Below are 15314 nucleotides of genomic sequence, written 5' to 3' on the forward strand. Positions count from 1 at the left end.
CTATCTTATCCTTTTTATTACAACTATTAAAGTAAATCAGCCGTATTCACTCCTTTTGAAGCTTCTCTACTACGCTTGACAGTATCAATGAAGCTACAAGTATCTGGTTTCTTGCAAGTATAATAGTATCCGACGTTTGTAGATTCTTCGATAAGAGAAGCTAGTATCATTATGTCTAAAAAGAAAATTCTTTTTAGACATTTTTATTTCGCTTTTTATTTGAAGGCATGATGGATGTCATGACATTTTTGTTTAATTTTTATGTTTAACAATTTTGTCAAAAATAATTTTTAGTATAAATTTGCACAAATTTGTTTAACAAAAATGTCAAATCAAGCAAAAAAAGACCAAACACAGGAATTGATCAAGGAGACAGCGAAGAATTTATTCTTTGTGAAAGGAAAGTTTGATGCTACTACGCAGGAGATTGCAGATGAAGCAGGAGTGAACAGAACCCTTATTAATTATTATTTCCGTTCAAGAGATAAGCTAATCCAGATCATCTTTGATGAAGCACAAAGAGTAGAACAGGAAAAGTCGAAGATTATTCAGAATTCAGCTCTTCCTTTTAAAGAGAAGATCAGCAAATTCATAGAAAGCAGTCTTTCCACAAGCCTTCAATATCCGTATCTGGAAACGTATATTGTGTCACAGATCAATAAAGGAACCTGCCATCACAGAGAGATTGAAGAGGATATCCTGAACGACATGTACAAGGATATTGAAAAAGAAATGGAATTGGGAAATATTGAGAAAATGGCACCGGTTCAGTTTATTCTGAATATGGTTTCGCTGTTGGTATTCCCAAGCGCTATAAGACCATTATTCATGGAGAATTTATTAATTAATGATGAAGAATATGATAAAATTATTTCTGAAAGAAGAGAGATTATTATCAATATGTTGTTCAAAAACTAAAAAAAACTAAAGTATTTCTGAAAATGATTCGTCAAATAGAAATAAATAATGAATGAAAATTAAATAAAAAATAAACGAAGTATAAAATTATGAATAGAAAACGTATAACTGCTACAAAGCTAAAAATTGGGATAGCTTCAGCATTTATGATTTTCGGCTCAACACTGATGTCTGCCCAGCAGCAGGTTTCCCTGCAGGAAGCAATTAAACAGGCACTTCAAAATAAAGCAGAAGCTAAAAAAGCTGCTTTACAGGTGAAAAAAGCCGAATACAAGATTGATGAAGCCAGAGCCGGTGCCCTTCCTCAGGTCACTGCGACGGCAGGTTTAACCTATAATCCGATTATTCAGGAATCTTTGCTGGAATTTGGAGGAGAGAAGATCAGAGCTCAGTTTGGGCAGCCGTGGGGTTCAACAGCTTCTGTACAGCTTCAGCAGGCGATTTTTGATCAGAGAGTATTTACAGGATTGAAAGCTGCAAAGTCAACAAGAGAGTTTTATGTACTGAATGCTCAGTTAACCAATGAACAGATTATTGAAAATGTTGCAACAGCTTATTATCAGGTGTTCGTACAGGAGGAAAACCTTAAAACGGTAACAGCTAGCTATGCCAACACTGAAAAAGTAAGAAATGTTATTAAAAGTCTGGTTGATAACGGTCTGGCAAAAGCAATCGATTTGGACAGAACCAATGTTCAGCTTACCAATATCGGTTCCAACAAGCAGGCTTTAATCAATTCTGTGGAGCTTTCAAAAAATGCCCTTAAGTTTTATATGGGAATCCCGATTTCTACAGACATCGAGCTTGAAGAAAAAGAAATCGAACCAAAACCTGAATTGATTGCGAGCAACGTAAATCTTAATGATCGTACGGAGCTTAAAGTTTTAAATAAAAACAGGGAACTTTTGGTTTTCAATAAAAAAGCGACTGAAGCTTATCTTTATCCATCAGTAAATCTAACAGCGAACTACGGATGGGGAGCCAACGGAGCCAAATTCCCATTGACCAATGGCCTTAGTAAAGGTGTTCTCTGGAGCGATTTTTCAGCAATTGGTTTAAATGTCAATATTCCTATTTTCACAGGTGGGGCTACCAAAGCGAAGATCAACCAGGCAGAAATAGATATTCAGGATCTTGATGTTGATATTGAAAACACTCAGCTGAGCTTAAGTTTAGATTATAAAAATGCCGTTACCAATATGGAAAATGCATTGATCAATCTCGAAAGCATGAAAGATAATGTAGGATTGGCGGAAAGAGTTCAGAAAAATACCCAGTCAAACTATCAGTATGGACTGGCAACACTTACGGAAGTGCTGGATTCTGAAAATGCTCTTACGCAGGCAAAACAGAACTATTCTAATGCATTGCTGGATTATAAACAGGCAGAGATCAAGCTGATAAAAGCTAAGGGTGAACTAAACACACTACAAAACTTATAATAAACTAAAATGAAAAAAACTTTAATATATATCATCGTAGCAGCTGTACTGGTAGGTTTAGCCGCTTACAAGATTGCGGGTAACAAAGAAAAGCAGACGCAGGAAGTAAAAGAAGTTGCCAAGCAGGTAGATAAGATCAATGTTAATATTGTAACTGTTACAAGAGAAAATATTGATACAGACTACTCAGCCAACGGAACTTTTATTCCTAAGCAGGAAATGAACCAGTCTTCTGAAATATCAGGACGTATTGTAAGCGTTTTGGTAAAAGAAGGTTCAAGGGTAGGAGCAGGACAGGTTTTGGCAACTATTAAAAAAGATGCTATCGAAGTAGATGTTACCCAGGCTCAGAATAATCTGCAGAATGCTATTATTGATAACCAACGCTATGAGAACGCATATAAAACTGGCGGAGTTACAAAACAACAGCTTGACAACTCAAGACTACAGCTGAAAAATGCTCAGGCTGCAGTAAGAGCACAGGGTGTAAAAGTAAATGATACAAGCATCCGTGCAGGAATCAGCGGTACGATCAACAAGAAAATGGTTGAGCCCGGAACGGTGGTTTCTCCTGGAACATCGATGTTTGAAATCGTTAATATCAACAGTTTGAAACTTTCTGTTTTGGTAGATGAAAGCCAGATCGGAAAAATCCAGTTAGGTCAGGAAGTTCCGATTAAAGTAAATGTTCTTCCGGAAGATTCTTTCGCAGGTAGAATTACTTTCATCGCTCCTAAAAGTGATGCTTCTCTGAATTTCCCTGTTGAAATCGAAGTACAAAACAAAGGAAACCTTAAGGCTGGTATGTATGCAACAGCTAAATTCAGTACAAACAACGGTGCAGAAACTCAGAATATGCTTACCGTTCCTGCAGAAGCGTTTGTAAATGGAGTAAGCTCAGGACAATTATTCATTGTTCAGAATGGTGTTGCTAAATTGATCAAAGTAACCATCGGAAAAGTTTACGGAGATAAAGTTCAGATTTTAAGTGGATTGAATGGAGGAGAGCAGGTGGTAACCAGCGGACAGATCAACCTGGACAACGGATCTAAAGTGAACATTGTAAAGTAGCAGATCTATGAAGTTAGCAGAAATATCGATCAAAAGACCCTCGCTGGTAATTGTATTATTTACAATTCTGACGTTGGGAGGTATCCTGAGTTATACACTCATGGGATACGAATTGATTCCGAAGTTTGAAACCAATATGGTAACCATTTCTACGGTATATCCGGGGGCTTCGCCTGCAGAGGTGGAAACCTCCGTGACCCGAAAGATTGAAGATGCCGTAGGTTCTTTGGAAAACGTTAAAAAAGTAGAATCTTCTTCATATGAAAGCTTATCCGTAATCATGGTTCAGCTGAATGATGGGGCCGATGTAGATTACGCTTTAAATGATGCGCAGAGAAAAGTAAATGCTATTCTGGCAGACCTTCCGGAAGATGTAAAAGCACCATCTCTGAATAAATTCTCCTTAGATGATTTACCGATTATCACCATGAGTATTTCATCGGATAAACTGAATAGTAAGGACCTTTATGACTTATTGGATAAAAAGATTGAACCTATTTTCTCCCGTGTAAACGGTGTAGCTCAGGTTGACCTTGTAGGTGGACAGGAGAGAGAGATTCAGGTAAATCTTGATGAGAAAAAATTACAGGGGTACGGACTTTCAATTGGAGACGTACAACAGGCCATTCTTTCATCAAACTTAGATTTCCCTACAGGAAGTTTGAAGACGAGAACTACAAAATCTACGATCAGACTTTCAGGAAAGTATAAGTCTACTGAGGAAATGAATAACCTTGTCGTTTCCAATAAAAACGGAGCTCAGGTACGTTTATCTGATATCGCAACCGTTTTCGACTCTCAGAAAGATGTTGAGAAAGTAGCGAGATTCAATCAGTTCCCTACGATTTTGATGCAGGTTAAAAAACAATCTGATGCCAATGCGGTAGCAGTATCTGAAAGTGTTCAGAAGACCATCAAAACAGTAGAAGAAGCCTATAAAGTTCAGGGAGTAAAAGTAAAAATCGTAAACGATACGACAGAATTTACCCTTGAATCAGCCAACCACGTTATTTTCGACTTATTCTTAGCGATTATCCTCGTGGCAATTGTAATGTTACTATTCCTTCACAGTATCAGAAACGCATTCATCGTAATGGTTTCTATCCCGGCTTCATTGGTGGCGGCGTTCATCGGAATGAACTTAATGGGATATACTTTGAACTTAATGAGTTTACTGGGGCTATCCCTTGTGGTAGGGATCCTGGTGGATGACGCGATTGTAGTACTGGAAAACATTTACCGTCACATGGAGATGGGTAAAAGTAAGATCAGAGCGGCATATGACGGAGCTTCAGAGATCGGATTCACCGTTGCGGCAATTACCCTGGTAATTGTGGTGGTATTCTTACCGATCGCGATGAGTTCAGGTCTTGTAGCCAACATCCTTGCACAGTTCTGCGTCACGGTAGTTATTGCCACCTTGTTATCATTATTGGCTTCATTTACCATTATTCCTTGGTTATCATCAAGATTCGGTAAACTGGAACATTTAACAGGGAAAAACTGGTTCGAGAAATTCATTCTTTGGTTTGAAGGATTAATTGACAAGTTTACACACTGGATCACTGATATCCTTGAATGGTGTCTGAAAACGACGTTAAGAAGAATTTCAACAGTGGTGATCACATTTATTGTTTTAATCAGTTCATTCATGCTGGTAGCATTCGGATTCATCGGAGGTGAGTTCTTCCCGCCAATCGACCGTGGCCAGTTCCTGGTACAAATGGAATTGTCAAAAGATGCAACCGTTGAAAAGACAAACCAATTAACATTAGATGTTGAGAAATTCTTAAGAAATGATAAAGATGTTGTAGACCTTATCACAACAGTCGGACAGCAATCTACTGGTTTTGGTGGTGCTCAGGCAACTACTTACCAATCTGAGGTTCAGGTGAACTTAACTGATAAGTCTGAACGTTCTGAAAGTACCAACATCAAAGCTGCAAAAATAAAAAGACAGCTGGAAGAGAAATTCACAGGAGTTGAGTTTAAAACTGCTCCAATCGGTATCATGGGTGCGGAAAATGCTCCTATTGAAATGGTAGTAACCGCTCCGGATAACGCTAAAGCAGTGAAAGAAGCAACAAGAATCCTTGAACTGCTGAAAAAAGTTCCCGGAGCAGTAGACGCCGAATTATCAACCGATACTGGTAGCCCTGAAGTTCAGGTAAGTATCGACAGAGATAAAATGGCAGCTTTAGGCCTGAATCTTTCAAGTGTAGGACAGACGATGCAGACTGCATTCAACGGAAATACAGACGGAAAATTCAGAGCGGGAGAATATGAATATGACATCAATATCCGTTTCGGAGATGTGAACAGACAATCTATTGATGACGTTAAAAACCTTATGTTTACAAACCCTCAGGGTCAGCAGGTTCGTTTAAGTCAGTTTGCTAATGTGGAAATGGGTTCAGGACCGAGTTTGCTTGAACGTAGAGATAAATCTCCATCTGTAAAAGTAAGAGCGAAAGCTGTTGGTAGACCGGTAGGGGACGTAGCTAATGAATGGGCAAACCAATTCATGAACAGCGATAAAAAACCTGTAGGTGTAGATTACATCTGGAGTGGAGATATGGAAAACCAGCAGGAAGGTTTCGGAACATTGGGAATTGCATTATTGGCCGCTATCGTATTGGTATACCTGGTAATGGTTTCACTGTATGACAGTTTTGTATATCCTTTCGTAGTATTGTTCTCAATCCCGTTGGCGATGATCGGGGTAATGGTAATCCTTGCCTTAACGGCCAACTCGCTGAACATTTTCACCATGTTGGGTATGATCATGTTGATTGGTCTGGTAGCGAAGAATGCGATCCTTATCGTTGACTTTACGAATGCAAGAAAAGCAGCAGGTGCCAATACTCACGATGCCTTGGTACAGGCGAACCACGCACGTCTTCGTCCGATCCTGATGACCACCATTGCGATGATCTTCGGTATGTTACCGATCGCATTGGCAACAGGTGCCGGAGCAGAGATGAACAAAGGTCTTGCATGGGTAGTAATCGGTGGTCTGACATCGTCACTATTCCTTACCCTGATCATTGTACCGGTAGTATATTCATTATTTGACTCTCTTTTAAGAAGAATGGGACAACATAAGAAAGTAGACTACGAAGCTGAAATGAAAGCAGATTACGTACACAGAGAATTGAATGAAGACGGATTTACTCCGAAGCATTTAGATAAATAAATTAAACCTTTAATTAACCGAAAGCGCCTCAGATTTCCTGAGGCGCTTTTTGTTGGTAAATAATATTCAGGATTTGGGTTATATAGGTTTTGGCTCCTAAAGCCGTTGGATTATTTTTATTATTGTAAATGGGCTTTAGCCCATTTCTATTGATAATTAATTACGCAATCAGAAAATATTCAATAGGAGCGGGCTTTAGCCCGCTTAATTCTATAACGTTCATTATTCGGCTTTAGCCAAACCATAAAACAAAGAGCTTCCAGCAAAACTGGAAGCTCTAAAATATTGTAATGGAAAAAATTAATCTGCCATAGCCTCTCCGGACTTTCTGTAAACGAAGTTTCCGTAGATATGTCTTCTTGCAAAACGGCTTGGTGAATCAGCATTGATCATTTTGATATACGTATTTTTTGGAACGCCCATATATTCATACATATTCCCGTTCAGATGCTGAACCGTTAAAATTGATTTCTCCAAATAAAAATCCTGAATATTGGATTTTGTAATGGTTTCAGTATATTCTTCCTTATATTTTTCCTGCGTTTCCGGATTGATACTTACCAAAAAGTGGTAGGCTTCAATCACAGATTTGCTTTTTTCTTCAGCTTCCTGCTTTCCTGCTTCATCATTAATGAATTTATCAGGATGGGTATCTTTCATCACATTTCTGTAAATCGTCTTTAATTCTTTTAAAGTAACGTTTTTATCGACTCCAAGAAGTGTTCTGTGCTCACCAATTTTTTTCATATCTCTAATCCTTATTTTCGGGGTGCAAAATTACGGATTTAAATCTGATAAACCATAACTTATTCATTATTAATTTATTTAGCTGTTTTTAAAGCATTAAATCAGAATGATTAACTGCTGTAGAATCTGTATCGTTAACTTTCACAGCCGATTAAACTTTGATCGTAATTTTTATTCAATCTGGGAATACAAAAAAACAGCACCCAATCTGAGTGCTGCTATATTTAATCTTTCAGGTTTTACATCAATCCTAAGGTTCATCACAAGTTTTCTTCAGCTTGGTAAAAATCTTATCAAAATCCTTGTAAGAAGTTCCCTCGTCATTACGTTTCTGTCTGAAACTGCTGTTGGCACAGTTGTGAAAACCAAGTCCTATCATGTCGATCAAAGCGTAGTCTTCTCTCTGCGGATCATTCATTTTGGCATCAAATCTTGCCATTACACCCTTTGGATCAGCATTATTTTTACTTTTAAGTTCAGTATATGCTCTCCATGCCGCAAACATCTTTTCTCTGTCGGGAGACGATATGGCGTCAATCTGTTCTCTGCAGGTGTTGTAATATTTACTGTTTCTCAGTGTGGTAGGATCAGAATAGGCAAGGATTTCTTCTTTATTAAGCTGGTATTCATTTTCAAAAGAATCGATGGTTTCTTCCATTAATTTTTTCCATTTTGGAAGATCAATTACTTTAAGGCTGTACAATTCTTTTTTCTTTTCTTCATACTGCTTTTCCAGTTCCTGCAAATAGGTTTCTCTGTTTTTACGGATTTCTTCAAGCTGGGTAAGTTTAAAAACAGGCTGGGTATCAAATACAACCCCATTAAACTGATACAAAAGTTTATTGACGCCGTCTATTTCTTCTTTTTTATATTTAGCCGGGTCAAAATACCCTTTATTGTCACAGTTAAAAGTCTGATAGCTGTAAGGGGTCAGACTGTTTGCTTTTGCAGGAGTTTTTTGCCCCCAAATAGTAATGGATAAGGCCAAAGCAAGCCCGATCATCATTTTTTTCATGTACATAACCTGTTGAAAGAATCCGAATTTTCTGAATTTCAGTGCAAAATTAAGGCTTTAAATTCGAAATATAAAGGATTAAATAGATTTTCTCAATTGATTTTGCAAATTTTATATCGATTTTATACTTTCGTTTTTGTATTTTCAGAATTCAGGGGTGTCAAATCCTAAAAAATAGATAGTAATAAACTGATACAGAGGTTTTTTTGTTAATGATAATTGCTTACTCCAATAAGACTGTAATCCGGGTTATGGAAACAAAAGGATTTGATTTTTCCTTACACATCCGGTTATAATTTTAACCTTGCCTGAATTGTGGATTTTGCCTCAAGTAAAGTTAGTGGAGATCAGTTCCTCAGTTTGGTTGTTTTTCTAAATTTAAAATAATAGATTTACAACAATTAACACAAAACCATGATCTATTATTTTTTTCTTCTTTTTATTATCGCAGTTTTTGGAGGCATTTCTTACCTCATCATGCGCTTTTTCGGTAAATGGACCAGGCAAAGCAAATATGAACTGATTTTTAACACCTTTATATTTATTGCGTCATTTTTTCTGATGTCGTTCCTCAGTCTGTATATTTTCTTTTCTACCCTTGATTTCTCCCGTTAACCAGGAGTTTTTTCTAAGAATTAAATAAGCAAGGAAAAGGTTGATAAAAAGGGCAGCCCAGACATTCAAACCATAAAAAAGACTGTAGTCATGATAAGCTTCGTTATACAACAGATTTTTAACAATTCTGAAAGTAATCGCTGTAGTGGTGACGGCATAGCTGAAGACCATATACATTCTGTGTCTGTTCACATTTCCTTTTTTGATAAAAAATACGGCAGCAAAAGTGAAATAAGCCCAAAGTACATCCTGTACAAGAAATCCTGTAATTCCGATAAGCCCGCCATTTGAAAAAAGTCCCAGTACAAAACACGCGGGAACATTGATGATCAGAATATTGTACACATATATTTTCCCGATAAGCTTGTGAAGGTTTCTGTTTTCCGCTAAAAACCGGTTCGAAAACTGTGTCAGACCAGCGAGCAGACAAAGTGTTATTGAAAAAATATGAATGTAGAAAAAAGCCATCCAGTATGGATTTCCGACTACTTCTTGTTTGAAAGCCAGAAATCCGGTATTTTGATCCAAAGAAGTATATTGCGAAATTACTTTCAGCATCAGAATGCTGAAAAGAAGGACTAAAAATAAAGCGCCAGCTTTAATTATCTGTATTCCCAAAGACTTCATATCGTATAAACTACCGGAGTTAAGGTATTGCTTTTATTCAAATAAGCGGTTTTCTGTGTCAATTATCATTAATCAATCATCACTCATATTCTATTTTACAAGATTCCTTTAATTCTCAGATGCTGCAGAAGCATAATGGTTTTTGCATCTTTGATTTCTCCTGTTTCGATCATTTTCAGACTTTCTTCAAAAGATAATTCAAGAACTTCTATATTTTCCCCTTCTTCTTCCAGTCCGCCTCCATCATTGATTTTCATTTCATGAGAATATTCTGCAATAAAGAAATAAAGAATTTCCATCACAGATCCGGGCGACATATAGGCTTCAAAAACCTTTTCAACCTTGGAAATTTTATATCCGGTTTCTTCTTCTGTTTCTCTTTTGATGCAGTCTTCCGGATTATCATTATCCAAAAGTCCGGCACAGGCTTCAATGAGCATGCCTGTAGAATTTCCGTTGATATAAGTAGGTAATCTGAATTGTCTGGTAAGAATAACGGTGTTTGAATCTGTATTGTAAAGAAGGATTACGGCTCCGTTTCCGCGGTCATAAGCTTCTCTGCTCTGGGTTTCTGTAGTTCCGTCCTTTTTTAAAACAGAGTAGGTAACTTTGTTTAAAGTATACCAGTTATCTGAAAGGATTTCTGTCTGAAGGATAGTTATATCAGGATTTTGCATAAGGAATATCTTCTAGGTTATAATAAATGGTAAGACCTCTTTCTTTAGCTATTCTTACATCTTCATCAGCTCCCTTTGATGCTCCTTCTATACGTAGTACTGCATCACATTTTTCAAGTAGGGCATGAGCTACGGGATACTGTATTTCCTGCCATGCTTCATCACCTATTTGAGCAGAACCGGCAAGGTTGATCAATGGTAATGCAACCCATTCTCCGATAATTGGGATATGTCCCTTTCTGAAAATAGGAAGAGCAACAGATTCAAGATTGTGAAGATTCTGCTGAATAAGCAGCGGATCATCATTCGTTCCACTACGGTAAGGGCCTGCAATAAGTATAAACATAATTTTTTTGAGTAAAATAACAGAACTTTCAGAATAAAAAAAATAATATAGCTTAAGAGAAACTGTTTTTTTGTTTGGACTTTATAAGGCTTAAAAATTCAGGAGTAATACCTAAATAAGAAGCAATTTGTTTTTGCCTGATCCGTTTTACCGCTTCAGGATATTTCTTTAGAAAGTTATAATAACGTACCTCTGCCGGTAGAGAAAGATTTTCAATCGTTCTGAGCTGTTCTCTGATGTAAGCATTCTGCATCATAATCCGGAAAAAGCGTTCAAATTTTGGAACTTTGTGATAAAGCGCATCCAGATGATCTTTTTGAAGCTGCAAAATACAACTTTCTTCTAATGCTTCAATATTCAGCATGGCAGGTTTCTGATTGATGAAACAATACATATCAGTGATCCACCAGTCGGGAACAGCAAACATGATGGTGGATTCTTTTCCCGTAGTATCCATATGAAAAGCTCTTAAAATTCCTGTCTGAACAAAATTAATCTCTTTACACGCTTGTTGCTGCTGTAAAATCAATTCTTTTTTGGCAACCTTTTTTTCTTTTAATAGAGAGATAAAATAAGATTTCTCCTGATTGGTAAGTGAAATATGCCTGGAAATGTTTTTTAGGATTAAAAGTTCTTCCTCCATTCTGTTATTGCTTTTGTAAGAGATTTTCCAAAGCCTTATTCAAGTCCGGAAATTTAAAACGGAAACCTTCATCCTGAAGTTTCTTTGAGGAAGCTCTGGAACCTTCCAGAATAGCATTTGCCAGTTCTCCGAATAGCAGTTTCAGAACAAATCCTGGAATATTGGGCATCAGCAAAGGTCTTCCAAGTACTTTGGCAATCTTTTTTGTCAGATCTTTATTGGTGGCATGTTGCGGAGAAACTGCATTATAAGCACCATCCATTGTCGGATTTTTTAATGCAAATTCGTAAATAGAACAGATATCCTCAATATGAACCCATGGCATATATTGTTGGCCGCTTCCCAGCGGAGAACCGATATAATATTGGATAGGAGGGATCATTTTCTTTAAAGCTCCGTCTTTTTCAGAAAGAACTACGGCAGTTCTTATTTTGACAACCCTTTCTGCCAGATCCTGTTCCTTGAAATCATCAGCAGCTCTTTCCCATAAAACCACCACTTCACTTAGAAAATCATTACCCGGAGGATCGTTTTCTGTGTAAATCTTTTCTGAGGTTTTTGTACCGTAAAAATTAATTCCTGAAGCTGAAATAAAAGACTTTAGCTTAATCCTGTTTTTTCTTAAAGTGGTTCGGAGTAATTCTGCGGAATCTACACGGCTGGAAATCAATTCTCTTTTTCTTTCCGGAGTCCAGCGCTTTTCTGAAATATTGGCACCTGCAAGGTGAATGATGTGTGAAACATTGTTAAAGGCTGTTTCATCTATACTTCCTTTTTTGATGTCCCATTCATACTCATAATCATGTTTTTTTTTCCGGGTCAGAAATCTGATCTCGTATTCATTCCCTATTTTTTTTGCCAGTTCTTTAGCGATCATGCCGCTGGCGCCGGTGATCAGGACAACTTCTTTCATAATTCTATATTTGTGGTGGGTGGGTTTATGCCTGATTTTTTACAATCAGTACAAAATCATCTTCCAGAAGTTTATAACCGTAATCATAAATGAACTTATATTCAGAACCATTTTTATAAACTTTCAGGTTGGTAAAATAATCGAAATCAAAACCCAAGCCATCCAGTCTGGATCTGGGGACTTTTGTTTTGCCATCGGTATTGATTTCCATCAGAATGCGGTAGTTTTTACGGAGTTTGTTATTAACATTCCGCATCAGATTGTTAGAATCCTTATTCTGCTTATTATTATAGGCGTTCCGGCAGGCATCGTTGCAGAATTTTTTATCAGACCTTCCGATGATTTTCTCGCCGCATTCCAGACAATTCATAATTTTTATTTTAAGTGATGGTGGTGTCTTTTTTTCAACAGCTTTTTGAACATGCTGTGAGAAGGATAGCTTCTGTTGGGTGTAATATTATTAAAAAACAGAGCAACAATCAAAAGAATAATGCATCCGGAAAGAACAGGGGAGAGAACATACCAATATCCCAGTTCAGGAATTTTTCCTGTAGAACTTACTGCGATCAGCGCTGTAGCGCCACCTGGTGGATGTAATGTTTTCGTATACTGCATCAATACAATGGAAAATGCTACTGCCAAAGGTGCCGAAAGCCAGATGATATCCGGAACAAACTGATATACCGTAACCCCTACCAATGCCGACAGCACATGTCCGCCTATAAGATTCCGGGGTTGGGCCAGAGGACTCTGAATAGCTCCATAAATAAGAACACTCGATGCCCCAAAAGAACCGATCAGGAATATATTCTCAGTTTCTGCCAGTGAATGGGACTGGATAAAGGCAATAATCCCGATTCCAAAAAATGCGCCCAAAAATGACCAGAAATGTTCCTTGTAATCTACAAGTGTTTCTTTATAGATCACATATTTTGAAACCCTGAATGTTCTTTTGAATGTCTTCTTCATTTACTCTTCTTTATTTTTTATAATTTGAATTAAATTGTCTACAAACGGATGGGTGTACGTTCCATTTTTATCATAATCGGGATCTAAAATGGTAATCTCTATTCCAAAGCACAGGGAATTTCCGATCAAAGGTTCCAGCATTTCCCTGAGATTATCATAACTGATCCCATCCTCCATTCTGCTGTCTACGGCAGGCATAATCTCATCTTTCAGAATATCTACGTCAAAATGAATGAAAAATCCGTCCAGCCCTTTTTCTTCAACCATTTTCAGAAAGTCATCTGCTGTTCTTCTGAAACCATTTTCTCTTAGCTGATAAAGGTCAAAATAATGAATACCGGAATTGATAATCTGATCAACATATTCCTTATCATCAATTTCTCCATTTCCACAGCAAAAGATGTTTTCTTCAGCGAAATAAGGTTTTAAACCATTAATATCAGTCAGTTTTTGGTGTCCGGTACCGGTAATGATGGCGAGATCCATTCCTGCAGCACCTCCGGTTTCAGAAAGTTCAGGAGAAATAAAGTCTGTATGGCCATCAAGATAAAAAAGGCCAAAATTTCCCAGTTTTTTCAGGGCCATGGCATTTCCTATGAGAATACTGCAGTCACCTCCAAGAATAATATTGAATGTGTTCTTTTGGTAATGGTGGAGAATACAGTCAGCCTGTTTTTTAGCATATTCAATAATCTGATCTGCATTTCTGACCTTTGATTCTCTGTCAAAATCCATAGAATATTCCGGAGCTTCCAGTCTGAAAACGTTGGCAGGATCAATTCTGCTATGAAAACCAAATTTTCTGAGCCAGTCCGGAAGTTTTCGTACTCCTGGTTCTGTCTCATGCTCCTTTTTTGTAAGTCCCAAATTCAGAGGGAATTCAAAAATATTGATATTCCTTTTCATAGAAGAATTTTCACAAAGATACAGAATTATCCGTTTGCAAATGGATAACCGCTGGGTTGAAAAAAGAAGGTGAGATAAACTCGCCTGCAGGATTATTATTTTTTAAGAGTTGAAATATTGTAGTTGCTGTACCTGTGTTGGATAGTTGTGTCAGGGTAAAGAATATATTCACTAAAGCTATTTTTTTGGAAAGAGTATATCTTTTATGTAATTCACTCTATTTTGAAAAACTTAGAATTTATCGGTGTTTTAAATGAATTTTTTATAAATAAATGTTTATTGTTATGCGCAACAGTCTTATTTTCAATAAATAATTTTAATTTTTATTTCACTGTATTGTGTTTTTTTGTAATTTTAATGCATCAAAAAAACAAACCATGAAAAAATCCAATTTATTACTCAGCGTTTTATGCTCTTCGCTTATTTTTGGACAGGTAGGGATTAACACGACGTCTCCACAAGGGGTTCTGGATGTTACTTCTGCAAATTCTGCAGTTATACTTTCCCGAAATGCCAATCCTCCGGCCAATGTAACAACACCTACAGCAGGAATGATTATCTACGATACCACCAATAAAACCTTAAGGTATTATAATGGAACCCAGTGGAGTACCGTAATTTCTTCCCTGACATTAACAACCGCTAATGAAGGAGTTGTTAAGCTCAATAGCGGGGCAGGAGTAAAACCCACATTTGCATTCAGATCTTCCGGAGGAGTTCCTTTAATGACGTACCAAAACATAGTCTATCAAACTCCAATGAATATTGTGACAGACTTTGCATCATCTCCTACAACCACATGGCCGGAAAATATTATCAACCCCGTACCCGGAGATATATATGATCCGGCAACGGGACGGTTTTTAGAAAACCCTATTGCCGGACAGGTTCATATGTGGAGGGTTATTGTAAGTTATGCCAACAAGAATAATGGTTCTGTAGCCTTCGTGACGGTAAACCTTTCCAATCCTGTTCCGCCTTCAACATTCTCCATAGATCAAACCGCTGTTGCACCCAATGGGGTAACCTCCGGAGATCTTGTTTTTTACCTGGTGAGTGTTGCCGATCCTTTGTCTATAGGCAGCGGATATCTTATCAAAATAAAATCTGATACCGCATTGGATGCTACAATCAGTAGTGTAACAAGGATTTCCCAGGCAAAAGACTAATCTCATTATTTAAAGCTTAATTTCAAATTTGACACATGTCAGACAAGAACAAACTCATCA

The 15314-nt window shown here is 37.4% G+C and carries 15 protein-coding genes; 5 read left to right on the top strand and 10 right to left on the bottom strand.

The genetic code is table 11. The annotated features are described in order from the left end of the window. Positions 1-324: 324 nt before the first annotated feature. From AC5YGI_RS10405 to AC5YGI_RS10420, 4 genes are all read left to right on the top strand, one after another. On the top strand, positions 325-918 hold the full coding sequence (locus AC5YGI_RS10405) for a TetR/AcrR family transcriptional regulator (RefSeq protein WP_227943757.1): 594 nt from the start codon (positions 325-327) through the stop codon (positions 916-918). A gap of 89 nt (positions 919-1007) precedes the next feature. Beyond that, on the top strand, positions 1008-2360 hold the full coding sequence (locus AC5YGI_RS10410) for a TolC family protein (protein WP_137905618.1): 1353 nt from the start codon (positions 1008-1010) through the stop codon (positions 2358-2360). 9 nt (positions 2361-2369) lie between these two features. Further along, complete coding sequence (locus tag AC5YGI_RS10415) at positions 2370-3431, top strand: efflux RND transporter periplasmic adaptor subunit (protein WP_496168244.1); 1062 nt, start codon at positions 2370-2372, stop codon at positions 3429-3431. A gap of 7 nt (positions 3432-3438) precedes the next feature. Beyond that, positions 3439-6627 carry an efflux RND transporter permease subunit gene (locus AC5YGI_RS10420; RefSeq protein WP_496168246.1) on the top strand — a complete coding sequence of 1063 codons (3189 nt, stop codon included), beginning with the start codon at positions 3439-3441 and terminating at the stop codon, positions 6625-6627. A 300-nt stretch (positions 6628-6927) separates the two neighbouring features. On the opposite strand, the gene AC5YGI_RS10425 is transcribed toward AC5YGI_RS10420, so the two are convergent. The 10 genes from AC5YGI_RS10425 to AC5YGI_RS10470 all read right to left on the bottom strand — a co-directional run bounded on the left by AC5YGI_RS10425 (position 6928) and on the right by AC5YGI_RS10470 (position 14085). Beyond that, on the bottom strand, positions 6928-7374 hold the full coding sequence (locus tag AC5YGI_RS10425) for a KTSC domain-containing protein (protein WP_089692357.1): 447 nt from the start codon (positions 7372-7374) through the stop codon (positions 6928-6930). Between the two features lie 250 nt (positions 7375-7624). Then, positions 7625-8389 carry a hypothetical protein gene (locus AC5YGI_RS10430; RefSeq protein WP_330746609.1) on the bottom strand — a complete coding sequence of 255 codons (765 nt, stop codon included), beginning with the start codon at positions 8387-8389 and terminating at the stop codon, positions 7625-7627. A 549-nt stretch (positions 8390-8938) separates the two neighbouring features. After that, positions 8939-9622 carry a DUF2306 domain-containing protein gene (locus AC5YGI_RS10435; RefSeq protein WP_496168248.1) on the bottom strand — a complete coding sequence of 228 codons (684 nt, stop codon included), beginning with the start codon at positions 9620-9622 and terminating at the stop codon, positions 8939-8941. 104 nt (positions 9623-9726) lie between these two features. After that, positions 9727-10308: a GDP-mannose pyrophosphatase NudK gene (gene nudK, locus AC5YGI_RS10440; RefSeq protein ID WP_496168249.1), complete on the bottom strand. Its 582-nt coding sequence runs from the start codon at positions 10306-10308 to the stop codon at positions 9727-9729. Continuing rightward, entirely contained in the window at positions 10295-10654 is a 360-nt protein-coding gene (locus AC5YGI_RS10445) for a DUF4406 domain-containing protein (protein WP_202840771.1), read from the bottom strand. Before AC5YGI_RS10445 ends, nudK begins: the two co-directional genes overlap by 14 nt. A 52-nt stretch (positions 10655-10706) precedes the next feature. Beyond that, positions 10707-11297, bottom strand: coding sequence for a Crp/Fnr family transcriptional regulator (locus AC5YGI_RS10450; RefSeq protein ID WP_330746606.1), 591 nt, complete (start codon positions 11295-11297; stop codon positions 10707-10709). A 4-nt stretch (positions 11298-11301) separates the two neighbouring features. After that, positions 11302-12210 carry a TIGR01777 family oxidoreductase gene (locus tag AC5YGI_RS10455; RefSeq protein WP_446105684.1) on the bottom strand — a complete coding sequence of 303 codons (909 nt, stop codon included), beginning with the start codon at positions 12208-12210 and terminating at the stop codon, positions 11302-11304. 25 nt (positions 12211-12235) lie between these two features. Next, complete coding sequence (locus AC5YGI_RS10460; RefSeq protein WP_110010942.1) at positions 12236-12580, bottom strand: hypothetical protein; 345 nt, start codon at positions 12578-12580, stop codon at positions 12236-12238. A 5-nt stretch (positions 12581-12585) separates the two neighbouring features. After that, positions 12586-13179: an HPP family protein gene (locus AC5YGI_RS10465; protein ID WP_446105685.1), complete on the bottom strand. Its 594-nt coding sequence runs from the start codon at positions 13177-13179 to the stop codon at positions 12586-12588. After that, positions 13180-14085 carry an arginase family protein gene (locus AC5YGI_RS10470; RefSeq protein ID WP_496168250.1) on the bottom strand — a complete coding sequence of 302 codons (906 nt, stop codon included), beginning with the start codon at positions 14083-14085 and terminating at the stop codon, positions 13180-13182. It abuts the gene before it with no gap. 377 nt (positions 14086-14462) lie between these two features. Here AC5YGI_RS10470 and AC5YGI_RS10475 point away from each other — a divergent pair, with 377 nt between their 5' ends. Next, the gene (locus AC5YGI_RS10475; protein ID WP_496168251.1) at positions 14463-15254 is read left to right on the top strand and encodes a phage tail-like protein; all 792 of its coding nucleotides are present in this window, start codon (positions 14463-14465) and stop codon (positions 15252-15254) included. Positions 15255-15314: the final 60 nt, after the last annotated feature.

It is taken from the genome of Chryseobacterium sp. CS3K3.1 (assembly GCF_059515165.1).